The organism is Peribacillus sp. FSL K6-1552, from assembly GCF_038005205.1.
Lineage (GTDB): Bacteria > Bacillota > Bacilli > Bacillales > DSM-1321 > Peribacillus > Peribacillus butanolivorans.
Genome location: NZ_JBBOST010000001.1, coordinates 1,495,015 through 1,510,796 on the forward strand (window position 1 = coordinate 1,495,015; position 15,782 = coordinate 1,510,796).

Annotated in this window: 19 protein-coding genes, 1 pseudogene and 3 riboswitches; of the genes and pseudogenes, 10 read left to right on the forward strand and 10 right to left on the reverse strand. The window is 37.7% G+C overall.

The genetic code is table 11. The features are described from left to right. The first annotated feature begins 303 nt into the window (after nucleotides 1–303). From NST21_RS07220 to NST21_RS07230, 3 genes are all read left to right on the forward strand, one after another. Nucleotides 304–471, forward strand: coding sequence for a YezD family protein (locus tag NST21_RS07220; protein ID WP_082612767.1), 168 nt, complete (start codon nucleotides 304–306; stop codon nucleotides 469–471). A gap of 200 nt (nucleotides 472–671) precedes the next feature. Further along, nucleotides 672–1,457 carry a serine hydrolase gene (locus NST21_RS07225; RefSeq protein WP_056530792.1) on the forward strand — a complete coding sequence of 262 codons (786 nt, stop codon included), beginning with the start codon at nucleotides 672–674 and terminating at the stop codon, nucleotides 1,455–1,457. A gap of 210 nt (nucleotides 1,458–1,667) precedes the next feature. Further along, nucleotides 1,668–2,246: a YdcF family protein gene (locus NST21_RS07230; RefSeq protein ID WP_242485310.1), complete on the forward strand. Its 579-nt coding sequence runs from the start codon at nucleotides 1,668–1,670 to the stop codon at nucleotides 2,244–2,246. A gap of 60 nt (nucleotides 2,247–2,306) precedes the next feature. Here NST21_RS07230 and NST21_RS07235 read toward each other — a convergent pair whose 3' ends face one another. Beyond that, nucleotides 2,307–2,471: a hypothetical protein gene (locus NST21_RS07235; RefSeq protein ID WP_340888503.1), complete on the reverse strand. Its 165-nt coding sequence runs from the start codon at nucleotides 2,469–2,471 to the stop codon at nucleotides 2,307–2,309. Nucleotides 2,472–2,934: 463 nt separating this feature from the next. Between NST21_RS07235 and cspC the strand changes: the two genes are divergently transcribed. Continuing rightward, a complete protein-coding gene (cspC, locus tag NST21_RS07240; RefSeq protein ID WP_010331195.1) occupies nucleotides 2,935–3,135 on the forward strand; it encodes a cold shock protein CspC in 201 nt (66 codons plus the stop codon). A 135-nt stretch (nucleotides 3,136–3,270) separates the two neighbouring features. On the opposite strand, the gene NST21_RS07245 is transcribed toward cspC, so the two are convergent. Beyond that, complete coding sequence (locus NST21_RS07245) at nucleotides 3,271–3,438, reverse strand: hypothetical protein (protein ID WP_162878786.1); 168 nt, start codon at nucleotides 3,436–3,438, stop codon at nucleotides 3,271–3,273. Between the two features lie 587 nt (nucleotides 3,439–4,025). On the opposite strand from NST21_RS07245, the gene NST21_RS07250 reads away from it, so the two are divergent. Next, nucleotides 4,026–4,277: a hypothetical protein gene (locus NST21_RS07250; protein ID WP_328114073.1), complete on the forward strand. Its 252-nt coding sequence runs from the start codon at nucleotides 4,026–4,028 to the stop codon at nucleotides 4,275–4,277. Nucleotides 4,278–4,573: 296 nt separating this feature from the next. Here NST21_RS07250 and NST21_RS07255 read toward each other — a convergent pair whose 3' ends face one another. After that, on the reverse strand, nucleotides 4,574–5,806 hold the full coding sequence (locus NST21_RS07255; protein ID WP_340888504.1) for an aminopeptidase: 1,233 nt from the start codon (nucleotides 5,804–5,806) through the stop codon (nucleotides 4,574–4,576). Between the two features lie 183 nt (nucleotides 5,807–5,989). On the opposite strand from NST21_RS07255, the pseudogene NST21_RS28735 reads away from it, so the two are divergent. Continuing rightward, a pseudogene (locus NST21_RS28735) lies at nucleotides 5,990–6,095 on the forward strand (pyridine nucleotide-disulfide oxidoreductase); the annotation flags it as partial. A 157-nt stretch (nucleotides 6,096–6,252) separates the two neighbouring features. Here the strand turns inward: NST21_RS28735 and NST21_RS07260 are convergent. Then, nucleotides 6,253–7,740: an aldehyde dehydrogenase family protein gene (locus NST21_RS07260; RefSeq protein ID WP_057216618.1), complete on the reverse strand. Its 1,488-nt coding sequence runs from the start codon at nucleotides 7,738–7,740 to the stop codon at nucleotides 6,253–6,255. Between the two features lie 298 nt (nucleotides 7,741–8,038). On the opposite strand from NST21_RS07260, the gene NST21_RS07265 reads away from it, so the two are divergent. Continuing rightward, nucleotides 8,039–9,244 carry an MFS transporter gene (locus NST21_RS07265; RefSeq protein ID WP_340888505.1) on the forward strand — a complete coding sequence of 402 codons (1,206 nt, stop codon included), beginning with the start codon at nucleotides 8,039–8,041 and terminating at the stop codon, nucleotides 9,242–9,244. Between the two features lie 40 nt (nucleotides 9,245–9,284). Here NST21_RS07265 and thiE read toward each other — a convergent pair whose 3' ends face one another. From thiE to tenA, 5 genes are read right to left on the reverse strand one after another with little or no spacing between them, the layout of a single operon-like run. Then, a complete protein-coding gene (gene thiE, locus NST21_RS07270) occupies nucleotides 9,285–9,917 on the reverse strand; it encodes a thiamine phosphate synthase (RefSeq protein WP_057216612.1) in 633 nt (210 codons plus the stop codon). Beyond that, complete coding sequence (thiM, locus tag NST21_RS07275; protein ID WP_252431571.1) at nucleotides 9,898–10,713, reverse strand: hydroxyethylthiazole kinase; 816 nt, start codon at nucleotides 10,711–10,713, stop codon at nucleotides 9,898–9,900. The genes thiE and thiM overlap by 20 nt, the downstream gene beginning before the upstream one ends. After that, a complete protein-coding gene (gene thiD, locus NST21_RS07280) occupies nucleotides 10,710–11,516 on the reverse strand; it encodes a bifunctional hydroxymethylpyrimidine kinase/phosphomethylpyrimidine kinase (RefSeq protein ID WP_340888509.1) in 807 nt (268 codons plus the stop codon). The genes thiM and thiD overlap by 4 nt, the downstream gene beginning before the upstream one ends. Further along, complete coding sequence (gene thiW / locus NST21_RS07285) at nucleotides 11,485–12,006, reverse strand: energy coupling factor transporter S component ThiW (RefSeq protein WP_053347998.1); 522 nt, start codon at nucleotides 12,004–12,006, stop codon at nucleotides 11,485–11,487. Before thiW ends, thiD begins: the two co-directional genes overlap by 32 nt. Nucleotides 12,007–12,021: 15 nt before the next feature. Beyond that, entirely contained in the window at nucleotides 12,022–12,711 is a 690-nt protein-coding gene (tenA, locus tag NST21_RS07290) for a thiaminase II (protein ID WP_201181714.1), read from the reverse strand. Nucleotides 12,712–12,829: 118 nt separating this feature from the next. After that, nucleotides 12,830–12,919: riboswitch (TPP riboswitch) on the reverse strand. A gap of 77 nt (nucleotides 12,920–12,996) precedes the next feature. Next, a riboswitch (TPP riboswitch) is annotated at nucleotides 12,997–13,100 on the reverse strand. 158 nt (nucleotides 13,101–13,258) lie between these two features. After that, a riboswitch (SAM riboswitch) is annotated at nucleotides 13,259–13,363 on the forward strand. Nucleotides 13,364–13,536: 173 nt separating this feature from the next. Between tenA and NST21_RS07295 the strand changes: the two genes are divergently transcribed. Together NST21_RS07295 and NST21_RS07300 are read left to right on the forward strand one after the other, a co-directional pair. After that, a complete protein-coding gene (locus NST21_RS07295; protein WP_053345075.1) occupies nucleotides 13,537–13,725 on the forward strand; it encodes a Fur-regulated basic protein FbpA in 189 nt (62 codons plus the stop codon). A 274-nt stretch (nucleotides 13,726–13,999) separates the two neighbouring features. After that, a complete protein-coding gene (locus NST21_RS07300) occupies nucleotides 14,000–14,191 on the forward strand; it encodes an aspartyl-phosphate phosphatase Spo0E family protein (protein WP_056530770.1) in 192 nt (63 codons plus the stop codon). Between the two features lie 89 nt (nucleotides 14,192–14,280). On the opposite strand, the gene NST21_RS07305 is transcribed toward NST21_RS07300, so the two are convergent. Then, nucleotides 14,281–14,787, reverse strand: coding sequence for a GNAT family N-acetyltransferase (locus tag NST21_RS07305; RefSeq protein WP_176527623.1), 507 nt, complete (start codon nucleotides 14,785–14,787; stop codon nucleotides 14,281–14,283). Nucleotides 14,788–15,021: 234 nt separating this feature from the next. Between NST21_RS07305 and NST21_RS07310 the strand changes: the two genes are divergently transcribed. Further along, the gene (locus NST21_RS07310) at nucleotides 15,022–15,723 is read left to right on the forward strand and encodes a DUF459 domain-containing protein (protein WP_340888512.1); all 702 of its coding nucleotides are present in this window, start codon (nucleotides 15,022–15,024) and stop codon (nucleotides 15,721–15,723) included. The last annotated feature ends 59 nt before the right edge of the window (nucleotides 15,724–15,782 follow it).

Below are 15,782 nucleotides of genomic sequence, written 5' to 3' on the forward strand. Positions count from 1 at the left end.
TTTAAGTAAACTATTGGACTCATAAAAATTGCCGATTAGTCAACTAAAGGCACCCTTCCATCTATCCTGTTAGATGTTGGGTGCCTTTTATTTTCTTAATATTTGAAGGGAGGAGAATATGGAGTTCAATATGAACTGATTATTGCTTATCCAGAGAGATAAAAGGAAGAGAAAACAGAAGGTGAACTAATTTCCTAAAGCAAGTTTTAGAGGTGGGAAGAGTACGTGTGAATTTTTCGTACAATCTCTTTTTATTATTAGGTATGAATGGTGCTTAATTACCATTATTAAGAGGAGGATAATATGGAAAAAAAAGAGGAGTTAAAAATCAGACATATCATTTCCAGCTTGGAAGATCTACAATATGGATCGGTTATTATAACTGTTCATGATGGGGAAATCACACAGGTGGATACCACTGAAAAGAAACGATTCCCCTTAGCAAAGGGACGACCTGCAAAAGCCAGATGAATTAATTCCAGACCACAACGGAGCTTTCAATACGAAGGCTCCTTTTGTTTTTTGGAAGTGAAAACCTTTTATTTGTTCTATAATGAAAATTTAATCAATATAGAATTTGTAGAAGATTGTACTGCTTTTTGCATGATAGAATAAGTAAGGAGAGTTTTTAATAGTTAATTAGTTGAAATCTTAAGGGGGAAAGAGAATCGATGACTTTACAAACTATAGAGCACGAAATCTTAGCATTAGTTGAAACATTTGATGGAAGAATTGCTTATAAAATTGAAAATGCCGATGGAGATACTATCAGCTATCACGATGATGAATCCTTCCAATCAGCGAGTTTGATCAAAATACCAATGATAATCGAAGGTTATCGTCAAAGTGAAGAAAAGAAAATCTACTTAAATCAGCCGGTGACCATTCCGCCTAATGAAGTGACTGGAGGATCGGGCGTCCTGCACGTCTTATCGAATAAAGTATTTTTAACCGTTGAGGATTTATTGACTTTGATGATAACTGTATCTGATAATACATCCACGAATATGATGATGACTTTGCTAGGTCATGATGAAATTAATCAATGCATCAAAGAACTTGGTCTGAAAAATACTATCCTCGGGCGCAGAATGCAGGATTTCAAAGCATTAAAGGAAGGGCGGGATAATACAATCTCGGCTGAAGATACGATTACCTGCCTAAAAGCCATACATACAGGCGACTTTTTAACGAAAGAAAGCCAGGAAAAAATCTTACGAGCTTTTGACAATCAGCAATTAAGAGATAAACTCCCATCACTAATGGGGAAAGGGGTAAAGGTCGCAAGTAAAACGGGGGCAATTCGGGGCGTTGCCCATGATTGTGCGATCATTCGTTCAGAATTTCAAACCGTTTATGCTGTCGTCCTTACCGAAGATATGAAATCAGAGGATGAAAGCCGTCAAGTCATCAGTAAAATTGGTAAATTGATTTATGATGACATAATGGCTGAATAGAATAACCTTTATTAGTATTAGAATGTTTGTGGTCTTTGCGAAAGAATCGGACTGAGTAAGCTTAGTCCTTAAGGCATTCTAAGTGCAATAACGCGGGAAGTCACGTTGATTTCCCGCTATTGTGCGTCTATAGCATTTGGTTAGAGTTATGTGGTGAGTTATGGTAAAACATGTTATATAATGGATAGAAAATGAAACGGGGAAGTAGTTTTGAAAAAGGCGGTAAAATTTGTTGTAATTGGTGTTGTTGCTTTACTAGTGTATTTTGGGGTTTTACATATGAAAATTCAAGAGAGCAGTCATCAGCCAATTCCTGAAGATGCCAGTTACCTTATTGTACTTGGGGCCAGGGTTAAAGGAACAGTTCCATCATTATCTTTACAATACCGGATTGATAAGGCTGCTGATTATTTAAAAGCAAATAAAAATACGATAGCCATTGTATCGGGCGGCAAAGGTCCTGGCGAAGATATTTCAGAAGCTCAGGCAATGCAGCAAGAGTTAATCAATCAGGGAATTGAAGAGGCAAGGATCATTATGGAAGACAAATCAACAACAACCATTGAAAATATTGCTTACTCAAAAGATCTTATTCCGAATCCAACAGCTACAGGATTGATTGTTACTAATGATTTCCACATCTATCGTGCGGTGGAAATGGCCAAAAGCGTAGGCTTGGACATGACCGGGATACCAGCAAAGACACCAAAAGTTGTCCTGGTCAAATCTTATATTCGTGAATATCTGGCTATTACCAAATACTATTTGACAGAGCTTTTTGGAATTTAACTATTATAAATTCAAATCGAAATCCCTCCCCTGTACGGTGGGGGGCTTCTTAATTGTAGGTTATTCAACATCAGGCACTTCCCAAAATTCTTTCTCTTGATAGTTTTGCTCAAGTGTCTTGTACAGGGAATGCCTAGTATATGAAATCTTGACTCTTTCATCAGCATCAACTTCTTCTATATTTATATTATCAACAAAACCAATTTGGTCATCGATTTCCTTCAAATAAAATCCAAGTCCTTTATAACCACTATATGTTACGAGTACCTACTGTCAAAACCGCATATTTCATTGATGGACCTCCTAGTTATTTGCTCTTATTGAATGTAAATAGTACTGTTTCCTATACACTGATATGGCCCGTTCATCCTTATCTGAACCATATAATTGGAAGGGAATGAAAAAATGCGATAATAGGGCTTTACTTGAAAATTTCATAATGAAATATGAATGAGCTCCTAGAATGTGAAAGGAAAGTATAGGGAAATATGTCACAAGCAGAAATAGAATGAAATTGAAATAACTCTTGCGAATTTAAAATATCACCAGATAATTTGCTATCTTTATCATTTCATGTTACTCTAATAAAGAATTGTTTTTGATTGTGGGAGAGCATACTAGTTATTGTCTTAACCAAACGATCAAAAATAGTAATACATTGTGTGTTAAGCACTAGGAGGCAACAAAAATGGAACAAGGTACAGTTAAATGGTTTAATGCAGAAAAAGGTTTTGGATTTATCGAGCGTGAAAATGGAGACGACGTATTCGTACATTTCTCAGCTATCCAAAGCGAAGGCTTCAAATCTTTAGACGAAGGTCAAAAAGTAACTTTCGACGTTGAGCAAGGTGCTCGTGGAGCTCAAGCAGCTAACGTTCAAAAAGCTTAATTTTAAAATTAAATTGTAACCTATATGAACAGACTCCTCGATGGGAGTCTGTTCTTTATTGTGGGAAAAAGACAAAGAAAAACCCCACTAATATGGTAGGGTTTTTCTTTGTGTGCGTATTGTAAAATCAAAATCTTACGCCTTTTTTAATTCTTCTTCAAAGAAAAAAGTAGTTGGATGTTCTTTGACAGTATAAGAATATCTTTTCATGTTTTTTACATATGCCCATTTATTAATTGTTACTAATTCATCAGTATCTTGAATAGTTACTGTTTCACCGCTATTATACTTATTGCTTTTCAATATATGCACCCTCTTTACTAATAGTATAACATATTTCACAATAAAAAATGTGTCTAAGATATTCCATGGGATATTATGTGATTCATGTGTATTGACAAAAAAATGAAATTCTGGTTAAAGCTAATAAACATGCTTAAAAGCGTGGGATTACTGTTAGAACGGAGCTTATAGATTTGAAAAAAGATAATTGTAACCAAATGTGACCAGAAAAGGAGAGATAATCTTTATGGTCAACCATTCTATCGTTCACTTACAAAAAACCTCAATACTTAAACTTCCCGTTCTTCTTAAATGAATGCTATCCCCGAAATCGGCAAATTGTGACAAAGGTCGTACTCCCAAACTTCATTCGTAATTCAGTTTCAGCGGTATGCGTGATAATTTGAGCTTTCGTTTCAACAACTTGGCAGTTTCAAGGCGATCTTGGATTTCCAATTTTTCGCTCGTTTCCTTTTGAATAAGTTGCTGGAATTTTTCTTGAATAATTAGATAATAAATCTGCCTTTTTTTTTATAGCATGACAAAAGAATGAACCAAGCTGTCTGAAATTGCATTAAATATATTAACAACGAAAAGAGGTGAATTATATGTTTATTTCTTGTCCTCGTTCTGTGGATGTAGTTACGATTCTTTGGGAAAGAGCTACGTTAATACCTTTAGCTCAGCAAACAATTGTACAAGCTACAGTGATTGGAAGTGCTGCTCCTTGCGCTAACACTTTAAATCCTGGTGATTCTTACATTGCTGCTGTACTTTGTTTACTTGGAAATGGATTTGTACAAGTATTGAACCTTGACTCTGGGCTAACCGGAGTTGCCGTGTTCATCCGTATTCGCTAGGATATTAATTTGGGGACAAAGTATTTTTGGATTAAAAATACTTTGTCTTTTTATATATACATAAACCCCACCAGTCATTAAGATTGGTGGGGTTTATCCATTTTACTAATACAGGAATTCTAAGAAGGACGCGGAACATTATCTTAGTGACTATTCAAATTACGTTAGACAAGTATAGCCACGTGCTTCCTAGTATGCAGAAACACGTGGCTGATGAACTTGATAATTTGTTTCGTAAAGAAATGTGACCACTCAAGGTTTTTGACGTTCAAAACCCTTCTATATCAATGCTCTTCTTAAAACGCCCAATCCCCATTACGGAAGACAGGTTCGCTTGTGCCGTCCTGTTTGATTCCTTCAATGTTCATTTTATCAGAACCAATCATGAAATCTACATGGGCAAGGCTTTCGTTAAGTCCATTTTCTGCAAGCTCTTCTGAACTCATGGTTTTTCCGCCTTCAATACAGAAAGCATAAGAGCTTCCAATCGCTAAATGGTTAGACGCATTTTCATCAAATAAAGTATTGAAAAATAACACATTTGATTGAGAAATTGGAGAGTTGAAAGGAACAAGTGCTACCTCTCCTAGATAGTGGGAGCCTTCATCGGTTTCAACTAATTGCTTTAGAATTTCTTCGCCTTCTTCAGCTTTTACTTCAATGATGCGGCCATCCTTAAAGGTCACAGAGAAGTTATCAATGATGTTTCCTCCGTAACTAAGCGGTTTGGTACTCGAAACCGTACCGTTTACACCCGTTTTTAATGGAACCGTGAACACTTCTTCAGTTGGCATGTTAGCCATGAACTCATGCCCCTTTTCGTTAATGCTTCCTGCTCCGACCCAAAGATGATTGTCAGGTAACTCAATTGTTAAATCTGTTCCAGGAGCCGTGTAATGCAATTTTTGGTAATGTTTTTCATTTAAATAATTAACTTTTTCATGAAGCGTATCGTCGTGCTTTTTCCATGCCTCTACAGGGTCCTTCACATCAACACGAACAGCTTTGAAAATGGCTTCCCACAGTTTATCAATGCGTTTTTCTTCTGCTTCTTCAGGGAACACCTTATCAGCCCAAGCCTTTGAAGGCACCGCGACTATCGACCAGCTTACTTTATCGGATTGCATATATTGACGCCACTTTTTCAGTGCAGTACCAGATGCCTTTTGGAAGTTTGCAATCCTTTCAGGTTTTACACTTTTTAATAAGTCTGGGCTCGAGGAGATGACGGATAGATAAGCAGCACCGTTTTCTGCAAGTTCAATCGTCTCTTTTGCACGCCACTCTGGATACTCGTTGAACACCTCATCCGGTGCCAACTCGTATTTGGTGCGTCCGACGATATCGTCATTCCAATTAACAATGACATTACGCGCGCCGCTTTCATAAGCTTTTTTTACAATAATGCGGACAAGATCAGCGCCCTCTAAAGTAGTGTTCACCACAAGAGTTTGTCCTTGTTGAATATTGACGCCAACTTTAACAGCAAGTTCTGCATATTTTTCTAAATTTGTTTGAAATTCACTCATCATTTATAAACTCCTTTTCCATTTTCTACATTTATAATTGTACTGATTGTTTATTAAAAAAGAAACTTTTTACTCCATTGTATAGAAAAAACAGTGCGGAATATATTGTAACTCAATAAAGGAGGAGTATATCTTAATTAGGAAGAAGCTGAATTCAAACCCCAGTGGGTTGGACTCAGCTTCATAAGAATATTAATTACAGCTGGTGATGGAGCTAAAGTTGGCCATTAATCTCCTCAGTGAAATCATAGGAGAACGTTATGTGGACCATGATATACTGAAAAATTAATAGCAATTTCATACATAGGAAAAAATGCCTCCTTTTTATAACTATTATTGTAAATAGGTAAAGACTCTAAAGTGATTATCCAAATAAAAATAAAAATGTGTGAACTATAAGAAAGAGGGTCCCCTTTGAGACCCTCTCTTTAAAATCACATAAAAAATTACTTACTTAGATTGACCCAAACGCTTTTTACTTCAGTATAGTTATCAAGTGCATAGGATCCCATTTCACGTCCGATTCCGGATTGTTTGTAACCACCGAATGGGGAAGCTGCATCAAATGCGTTATAGCAGTTCACCCAAACGGTACCTGCACGAAGTTTTCCTGCCACATAATGGGCATTGGCTAAATCACTTGTCCATAAACCGGCAGCTAATCCATATTCACTGGCATTGGCACGGTTAATAACATCGTCTAAATCCTCATAAGGCATTGCTGCAATAACCGGACCGAAAATCTCTTCTTTGGCAATTGTCATTTCCTCTTCTACACCAGCGAATATAGTAGGAGAAACAAAATAGCCTTCTTCACCCGGTTTACTTCCACCGACAAGGACTTCTGCACCTTCATTTTTCCCTTTTTCAATATAGCCAAGAACGCGGTTTTGCTGTTCCTGAGAAACAAGCGGTCCAATTTGTGTATTCGGATCTAAGCCTACCCCTTGTTTAATATTTTTAGCATGGCTAGCCATATCGGCAACAACATTATCATAGTGTTTCTTTTGAATATAAACCCGAGATCCGGCACAACATACCTGGCCTTGGTTAAACATAACACCATTCAAAGCACCAGGAATAGCTTTCGAGAAATCTGCATCTGGAAGGATAATGTTTGGTGATTTTCCTCCAAGCTCCAACGTAACACGTTTCAATGAATAGGAGGCAGAGCGCATGATTAGTTTTCCAACTTCAGTAGAACCGGTAAATGCAATTTTATTGACCTGTGGATGATCGACAAGAGCTTGTCCAGCTGTTTCACCAAAACCAGGAACGATATTGACGACGCCATCCGGGAAACCAGCCTCAGCGATTAGTTCAGCCAAATAAAGGGCCGATAATGGAGTTTGCTCAGCAGGTTTTAGAATAACTGTACAACCTGTAGCAAGTGCTGCACCGAGTTTCCACATCGCCATTAGGAGTGGGAAGTTCCAAGGGATGATTTGACCTACCACACCTACAGCTTCGTGTTTTGTGTAGTTAAAGTAATTTCCGCTTACCGGAATAGTCTGTCCAACAATCTTAGTCGACCAGCCGGCAAAATATCTCATATGTTCAATGGCTAATGGAATATCAGCATTGGTTGTTTCACTGATGGGTTTCCCATTATCCAAGGTTTCTAACTGCGCAAGCTCTGTTTTATTTTCTTCCATTAAATCTGCTAGTTTATACATTAGCCTACTGCGGGCAGCTGCGCTCATCTTTGACCAAGGACCTTCATCGAATGCTTTGCGTGCTGCTTTAACGGCTAAGTCAATATCTTCTTTATCTGCTTCAAATACATCGGCAAGTTTTTGTCCTGTGGCAGGATTTGGAGTGGAGAAGGTTTTCTTTGAAACACTTTCTACAAATTGACCATTAATAAAAAGCTTTTTAGGTCCTGTTAAAAATTTTTGCAACTTTCCACTTACCTCTAACGTTAGATTTGTCATAATTACCCTCCTGAATATAATGGTTTAATTGGGCAAAACATGCTGACTTATTGATAACGCTTTGATTTATGCCAATTTTTATCATAAATGAAAAAAATAGAATATTCAATCATTATTATTCGACATAATAATTATCTCAATAAACAACTAGTTAAAAGTGTTTCTTCTTAATTTCACAAAGAAATATGTGTTTTTTGTCATGACATCTGTAAATACTATGGCGAAAATGATATTTAATAGTTAAAATTAAGAAGGGATAAAATAAATAGAAGTTCTAAAGTTTTTCAGGAGGATTCATATGGGAAATAATGCGAGAATTATATCGCAACGTAAATTACTTGGTGTAGCGGGTCTCGGATGGATGTTTGATGCACTTGATGTGGGTATGCTTTCTTTCATTATTGTTGCGTTGAAACAGGAATGGAACTTAACCAGTGAACAGGTTGGGTGGATTGGCAGTATTAACTCTATTGGTATGGCTGTGGGGGCTGTTTTTTTTGGAGCAATGGCAGATAGGGTTGGACGAAAGAACGTCTTTATTATTACATTATTATTATTTTCTATTGCTAGCGGTTTGTCTGCAGCAGTCAGTACACTTAGTTTGTTCTTGATTTTGCGATTTTTGATTGGAATGGGGCTCGGAGGAGAACTTCCGGTTGCCTCGACACTTGTCTCTGAAAGTGTTGAAGCGAGTAAAAGGGGACAAGTTGTCGTGCTTCTTGAAAGTTTTTGGGCTGTTGGATGGATATTGGCAGCACTTATTTCTTTTTTCATCATTCCGGTTTATGGCTGGCGCGTTGCATTATTATTAAGTGCTGTTCCAGCTTTATACGCGCTTTATCTGCGTTTGAAACTACCAGATTCACCTAAGTATACGGAACTGGAAAAGAAGCAGAGGCCATCCGTACTCAATAATATGAAAAGCGTTTGGAAAAAGGAATATTCACGTCAGACCCTCGTGTTGTGGATTCTATGGTTTTGCGTGGTCTTCTCTTATTATGGAATGTTTTTATGGCTGCCAAGTGTCATGGTCTTAAAAGGCTTCAGTATGATTCAAAGCTTTGAATATGTCTTGATTATGACGCTAGCTCAGCTTCCAGGATACTTTTCAGCTGCATGGTTGATTGAGAAGATAGGACGTAAATTCGTTTTGATCACATACTTAATTGGAACGGCTGTCAGTGCATTTTTCTTTGGTTCAGCAGAAGAGTTAGCACTCTTAATCGTATCCGGGATGTTCCTATCATTCTTCAATTTAGGTGCATGGGGTGCGCTCTATGCGTATACTCCAGAACAGTATCCAACGGCAGTTCGAGGTACAGGTACTGGTTTAGCTGCTGGAATTGGTCGAATTGGCGGTGTTTTGGGACCATTGCTTGTCGGTTATTTAGTTGCTGCAGGTACACCAATTTCAACAATTTTCACTATATTTACAATTGCTATTTTAGTGGGGGCAGTTGTCGTAGCTTTTGGAAAAGAGACAAAGAATACTGTTTTGACATAACATAAAAGAGAGGGACTAAATTTAGTCCCCCTCTTTTTTATTACTTAAAGTCTTTTATTATGCTTAAAAGGAATTCAGCGGCACTCTGTGGACTATTTGCATTCATGATTGCGGAAACTACCGCTGTACCAGATACTCCACTTTCTGAAAGAGATGAGATGTTTTCGGCGGTAATACCTCCGATAGCTACTGCAGGAATCGATATACTGCGGCAAATTTTCTCAAGTTCTCCGTTTGCCATTAAGGTTGCGTCTTGCTTTGTTTTCGTAGGGAAAATAGAACCAATACCGATATAGTCCGCTCCATTTTGTTCGGCTTCGATAGCTTCTTCTAGAGTTGAGACTGATACACCGATAATCATATTGTCAGGCACTAGTTGTTTGATGACTGGAAGTGGAAGGTCATCCTGTCCGATATGAACTCCGTCTGCTCCAACAGCAAGTGCTATATCAACCCGGTCATTAATGATCAGCGGAATAGAAAGTTCGTGTAGTAACTGTTTTAATGCAGAAGCTTTTTTATAAAAGGAGAGGGAGGAATTGTTTTTCTCTCTAAGTTGTACGATCGAGACTCCTCCAGAAACCGCCTCTGCTATGATTTTGGTCAAATCTTCTATTGCTATGGACTCTTCTGTCACTAAATATAGGCTTAAATCAATTTGAGACTTCTTCATATAATTTCACCTCATTTATCCAAATTTCCTTATCTATTCTTGATATCGCATCGATTAATCGCACACGAAACGTTCCAGTTCCTTCATCTTTCTGAAGTTTTGCAGCAGCAAGTTCCCCGGAAATGCTCATCGTTGAGATCCCGGCAACTGCCGCAGCATAGAAATTGTCTGTGACTCCGGAAAAAGTTCCGATAAGAGCAGTAGCCATGCAGCCAGTACCTGTAACACTCGTTAATAGAGGATTCCCATTATCGATAATGGACGTATTTTTACCATCGCTAACAGCATCTTTGGCGCCACTCACTACGACGACACTATTCAATTTATTAGCCGCACGTGCTGCCAGTTCTGCATTGCTAATCGCAAGTTCACCTGAATCCACTCCACGTGTAACGATATCCCCACCCATTAACCGATGGATTTCACTCGCATTTCCGCGGATGATTTGGAAGGTAACTTTCTTCAGGAGCTCTGCCACTTGTTCTGTACGATAGGAAGTGGCACCAACTCCCACTGGGTCCAAAATAACTGGGATATTCAGGGAATTTGCCGTCTTACCGGCAATCTCCATTGCTTCCAAGGCTTTATCATCAATCGTACCGAAGTTCAGGACCAGAGCATCAGCCAATTTGACCATATCCTCGACTTCTCTTGGGCTAGATGTCATAACAGGTGAACCACCGATGGCAAGAGTGGCATTGGCACAGTCATTGACCGTAACAAAGTTAGTGATTTGGTGAACGAGCGGTTTACTTTCTCTTACCTGAAAGAATAAGTCTGAAACGGAAACATTCATATTAAATCACTCCTTTCTTCTTTTGAAAATGAATAAAAATGATGGACGGGTCCGTGCCCCTTACCGAGTGAAAAGCTATTTCGTATGGCTTCAGAAATATATGTCTTGGCTTGTTCAATGGACTGTCTTAAAGGAAGTCCGTTTGCCAGATTGGATGTAATGGCGGATGACAGAGTACAGCCTGTCCCATGGGTGTTTTTTGTATGAATGCGTTCTCCTTTAATCCAGAAAAAGTCAGTTCCGTCATAAAAAAGATCATTTGGATTCCCTGCTGAATGGCCTCCTTTAAGTAAAACCGCTTTTGCGCCAAGCTCTTTAATTGATATACAAGCCTCGTAAAAATCTTGCTTCGTTCGAATCGACAAGCCAGTAAGGACTTCGGCTTCGGGTACATTCGGAGTTACAAGTGTTGCAAGCGGCAGCAATTCTGTTTTTAAAGCAGAGACAGCTTCTTCATCGAGCAAATGATGGCCGCTTTTGGAAATCATGACAGGATCAAGGATAACGATTGCGGGTAAGAAGGTATTTAGAGACGCGGCGACTGTTTCAACTATTTCTTTTGATCCAAGCATACCTATTTTTACTGCATCGACGTGTATATCTTCAAAAATAGCTGCAATTTGATCCGTGATGATACCTGTATCTATAGCTTGTACTGAACGTACCTCCATTGTATTTTGTGCCGTTACAGCTGTAATGACAGACATTCCAAAAACCCCATGTGCAGAAAATGTTTTTAAATCGGCTTGTATTCCAGCACCGCCCCCTGAGTCAGAGCCTGCGATGGTTAACGCTGTTTTCATAAAAAAACCCCTTCATATAATTATTTTTTAAAAGTATTTTCAGTAATATGAAAGCTAAAATGGCACCTGCGAATGAACTAAGCATAAAAGCTGGTAAAAAACCAAAAATAGCTGCTTTTTCTCCCAATAGGAGGACAGCAAGTGGATAACAAGCTAGGGATCCAAGAATGCCGGTCCCTATCACTTCCCCTAAACAAGCGAATTTCAAGCTTTGTGTTTTTCGATAAAGGACGGCAGCCAATAGTGCACCGATCATGCTGCCCGGAAAGGCGAAAATTGAACCTGTACCAGACATGTTTCTAATGATAGAAACTAAAAAAGCTTGTGTTACCGCATAAGCAGGTCCCAATAAAACGGCTGTCATGACATTTGCCAGATGCTGAATCGGAAAGATTTTTGCAAATCCGGCCGGGATGAAAATGAATGAACTAGTTATGGTAGTAATGGCCGTGATCATGGCAGTCAACGTCATTTTCTTGATTGGATTCATCATCATGCCAACATCCTACAGTGGCCAATCCTGCTCATTTTGAACCATATCCCAGAATAAATATTCATAACGGGAAGTCACCAAAAAATGCTTCTCTAATCTAAGAAGTTCCTTTTCAGGCATGCCTTCTGTTAACTCTTCCAACAAAGCAATCAGCCATTTGTGTGCTTCACCGAATTCAGGAGACGAATATGATTTAATCCAATCAGCATAGCGATTGTTTTCTAATGCTTCACCATTTTGTTCTTTTAATAGCAAACCGATCTCATAATAATCCCAAGCGCATGGAAGGAGGCAGGCGATCAGGTCGGCCAAAGTCCCATTTTGGGCTGCATTTAGCATGTAACCCGTATAAGCTAGAGTGGTTGGAGTAGGTTCTGTATTTTCCAATTCGATTGAGCTGATTCCGAATTCCAAAGCATAATGTCGATGGATATCCATTTCTACTTGAAGGGTTTCATTCAAAATACTTGCAAACTTAGCCATGGTTTCGAGATTATGAGCTTTGATGACTCCTAACGCAAAGAGTTTGGAATAATCCATAAGATAGATATAGTCCTGCTTTAGGTAATAGGCAAATTTCTTTTCTGAAAGCGTCCCATCTCCAATCGCCTGAACAAAGGGATGTGTATGGTTCCTTTTCCAGATTCCTTTTGCCCGTTCATGAAGTCTATCACTGAAGGTTTCTAATTTTGTATTCTCCATGGTACATCCTCCTTGAAATTTAAAATTTACTAAAATTGTAAAGTGTGCATACACTATCTGATCAACAAAAAAACCGCTCTCTGAAAGAAAGCGGCTGTTACCGAGGAAGAAGCAAATTCCTTCTTACAGCCTGCTTCCCTCCGCTGGTATGACCAGATCAGGTGCAAAGGGTTTGATTCTCAGCAAAAGTGCTCCCCTAGCAGTCTAATTATTCACTTTTTCCATCTAAAAAAAAAACCGCTCCTGAAAAACGGAGCGGGGCAGATGGATAAAGTCCTGTGTTTAAGACGATATCATCCACTTCCCTCCGCCGGTATGATCCGGTTCAGGTTCAAAGGGTCCGGAACAAATTCCATCTCAGTCTTAAAAAGACTCCCCTAGTGGTGTGAATGTATGTAATTACTGACATCATATCAGAAAGCCAGGAAATTGCAACCCAATTTGAATGGGGTCTATAGAGAATACCTATCAAAAAAAGGGAGAACCATGTGATTGACTTTTGAAGAATATTGGGATAAAATCATGTCTACATCATTTATATATTGAATTCTTATCCAGAGAGGTGGAGGGACTTGGCCCAAAGAAACCTCGGCAGCAGACCCATTTTGGGAACTGTGCTACATCCAACAAGCATACGCTTGGAAGATAAGAAGAGCCGAACGGACAACTGTAAGCCTCTTCTTGAATTAGAAGAGGCTTTTATTTTTGTGAAATAACGTTTAGTAACATAATAGAAAAGATATAATTTGGTGAAAATGAAACCTGTTACTACAATTTAGCTCATATGAAAGCGGGCTGATGAAGACAAGGAAAGGAGCCATTTACATGGCAGAATTATTTAAGAGAATTGAACAGAGGAAGGCATTGCTGATTGAAGAGTTATTAGCGAATGGAGTTTATAAAACCTCTGATGAAAGACATCTTTATGATGTTCCTTTAAAAGTGCTTGAAGATGAATATAAGATTGTTATAAATAGACCTAATATCGAGTCTCCTTCAGAGTGGATGACATAGTAAGAGTTCTTAAAATACTTTACTATCTTAAAATATTATTTAATCTGATGAATATTATTAAAGCATTCGCAGTGTACATGAGTGAATGCTTTTTTATATTTGTCTAGAATATAAAATGTCACAAAAAAGACACAAACAGGGAGTAGAATAGGCTTTTTGTCACATTTATTTTGTGGAATAACACATTTTAATTTCCATATATGGTTGATTTTAACTACTTATTTCCTTATCATAAAAGGTGTAAGAAAATTGAATAAATAGGAAGTGACTATAGATGCCCCCACAGATAACCGTAGAAAGAATAGAAGAAAAGAGACGGGAAATGATTAAATTGGCAGCTGATTATGGTTTTACAAGCCTTCTAACTGTTCAAGCAAGTCAAGAATTGGATTCGCTGTTAAATGCTATAACAAATAAAAGAAAATCAGAATATTTTTTGCTTAAGAAATTTTATAGTGACTTTTAAATTTCGTCAGTGACTTTAAAATAGATTCCTTCATTTAAACTAAAAAAGGCTACTGCTGAATGAAGGCAATAGCTTTTAAGTAATGAAATTCAAATATTAACACGCTTACCAAGGATTACTAAATCTCGTTCAATACCATCTAGCTCGGCAACTTGAGGTAAATGCGCCCATTCTTCAAAACCGAATTTAGAAAACAGTCTTATGCTCGGTGTATTGTGAGCAAATATAAAACCAAGTAGTGTCTTAACTCCTAATTTTGGACTCACTTCAATTGCCTTTTGAATCGAAATTTGTCCAATTCCTTTTCCCCGGAAATAATCATCAATATATATGCTGATCTCGGCAGTGGAATCATAGGCTGGCCTACCATAGAAAGATTGAAAACTCATCCATCCAGCAGTTTTTCCTTCGAATGTAATAATATAAAGCGGTCGTTTTTCTGAATGATGTTCCTCAAACCATTTAAGCCTCGATTGCACTGAAACAGGTTCTGTATCTGCAGTAACCATCCTTGAAGCAATAGTCGAATTATATATTTCGACTACTCTTGGTAAATCTGTTAGTTCTGCATCCCTAAACTCTATATACTGATCCATCATTTTAACTCCTATCCTTATTATGTATACAATCTCCAGAAACAGGGGATTCCCACCCTATTTATGAATAAAAGGAGGTTGACGAAAACCCGTTCCATTGAATGCATTTATTGTATCATACACTTTTTACAGTTTATCTGACAATTCATTTTTTTGCATGTTAAGTATGTTCATTTTTGGGGTAATTACAAGATAAAATACTTCATAGTAAATACATTACATAAGGAGAAACAAATGAAAAAAATAGTAGGTTTATTTGTAATTGTACTAGTTATTTGTTTTGCTGCATATAAGTTTCAGGCTTCAGAGTCGGAAGATGAGCAAGATGTGATGGCTTTTGGAGATTCGTTAACCTATGGAAAAGGTGATAAGGATGGGGAAGGTTATGTAGAAGGTCTGGAGGATGAATTGAATAACCCTGATTCTGAAAAAAAAGTCCGTTTTTGGAATTACGGTATTAAAGGCCAGGAAACAGATGGTGTCATTGATCAGCTTGAAGATAATCAAATTAACACGAAATTAGACAAAGCCGACACGTTTATTGTTTATATTGGAACAAACGACTTGATTAACAGTAATGGAGGTAACTTGAAAAAAATAAGTGATCAAAAAATAAATGATGGTAAACGAGAGTATATCGACCATCTAAATAAGATTCTTTCTACACTATTAAAGAAAAACAAAAAAGCGGATATACTTGTAGTTGGGCTGTATAATCCAAAAAAAGATGATCAACGACTTGAAAAGCACGTTCATGATTATAACCAATCAGTAAACGAGGTAGTAAACGAGGATAAAAGAATGATATTTATCCCTACAAATGATTTATTTGAAAATAAAAAGAAAAAAGAGTATTTCAGTGATAAAATTCATCCAAATGAAAAAGGGTATCAGCTCATTACCAATCGGATTTTAGAGAGCTATGATTTCAAATAAATTCAATAAAAGTGCACAGAAGCAATACTTCTGTACACATGGTTTATTATATATAAATC

Excerpts from the sequence above, each read along its gene's own strand:
- NST21_RS07220 (WP_082612767.1), top strand. The coding sequence starts at position 304 with ATGGAAAAAAAAGAGGAGTTAAAAATCAGACATATCATTTCCAGCTTG.
- NST21_RS07225 (WP_056530792.1), top strand. The coding sequence starts at position 672 with ATGACTTTACAAACTATAGAGCACGAAATCTTAGCATTAGTTGAAACA.
- cspC (WP_010331195.1), top strand. The coding sequence starts at position 2,935 with ATGGAACAAGGTACAGTTAAATGGTTTAATGCAGAAAAAGGTTTTGGA.
- NST21_RS07250 (WP_328114073.1), top strand. The coding sequence starts at position 4,026 with ATGTTTATTTCTTGTCCTCGTTCTGTGGATGTAGTTACGATTCTTTGG.
- NST21_RS07255 (WP_340888504.1), bottom strand. The coding sequence starts at position 5,806 with ATGAGTGAATTTCAAACAAATTTAGAAAAATATGCAGAACTTGCTGTT.
- NST21_RS07260 (WP_057216618.1), bottom strand. The coding sequence starts at position 7,740 with ATGACAAATCTAACGTTAGAGGTAAGTGGAAAGTTGCAAAAATTTTTA.
- NST21_RS07265 (WP_340888505.1), top strand. The coding sequence starts at position 8,039 with ATGGGAAATAATGCGAGAATTATATCGCAACGTAAATTACTTGGTGTA.
- thiE (WP_057216612.1), bottom strand. The coding sequence starts at position 9,917 with ATGAAGAAGTCTCAAATTGATTTAAGCCTATATTTAGTGACAGAAGAG.
- thiM (WP_252431571.1), bottom strand. The coding sequence starts at position 10,713 with ATGAATGTTTCCGTTTCAGACTTATTCTTTCAGGTAAGAGAAAGTAAA.
- thiD (WP_340888509.1), bottom strand. The coding sequence starts at position 11,516 with ATGAAAACAGCGTTAACCATCGCAGGCTCTGACTCAGGGGGCGGTGCT.
- thiW (WP_053347998.1), bottom strand. The coding sequence starts at position 12,006 with ATGAATCCAATCAAGAAAATGACGTTGACTGCCATGATCACGGCCATT.
- tenA (WP_201181714.1), bottom strand. The coding sequence starts at position 12,711 with ATGGAGAATACAAAATTAGAAACCTTCAGTGATAGACTTCATGAACGG.
- NST21_RS07295 (WP_053345075.1), top strand. The coding sequence starts at position 13,537 with ATGGCAGAATTATTTAAGAGAATTGAACAGAGGAAGGCATTGCTGATT.
- NST21_RS07300 (WP_056530770.1), top strand. The coding sequence starts at position 14,000 with ATGCCCCCACAGATAACCGTAGAAAGAATAGAAGAAAAGAGACGGGAA.
- NST21_RS07305 (WP_176527623.1), bottom strand. The coding sequence starts at position 14,787 with ATGGATCAGTATATAGAGTTTAGGGATGCAGAACTAACAGATTTACCA.
- NST21_RS07310 (WP_340888512.1), top strand. The coding sequence starts at position 15,022 with ATGAAAAAAATAGTAGGTTTATTTGTAATTGTACTAGTTATTTGTTTT.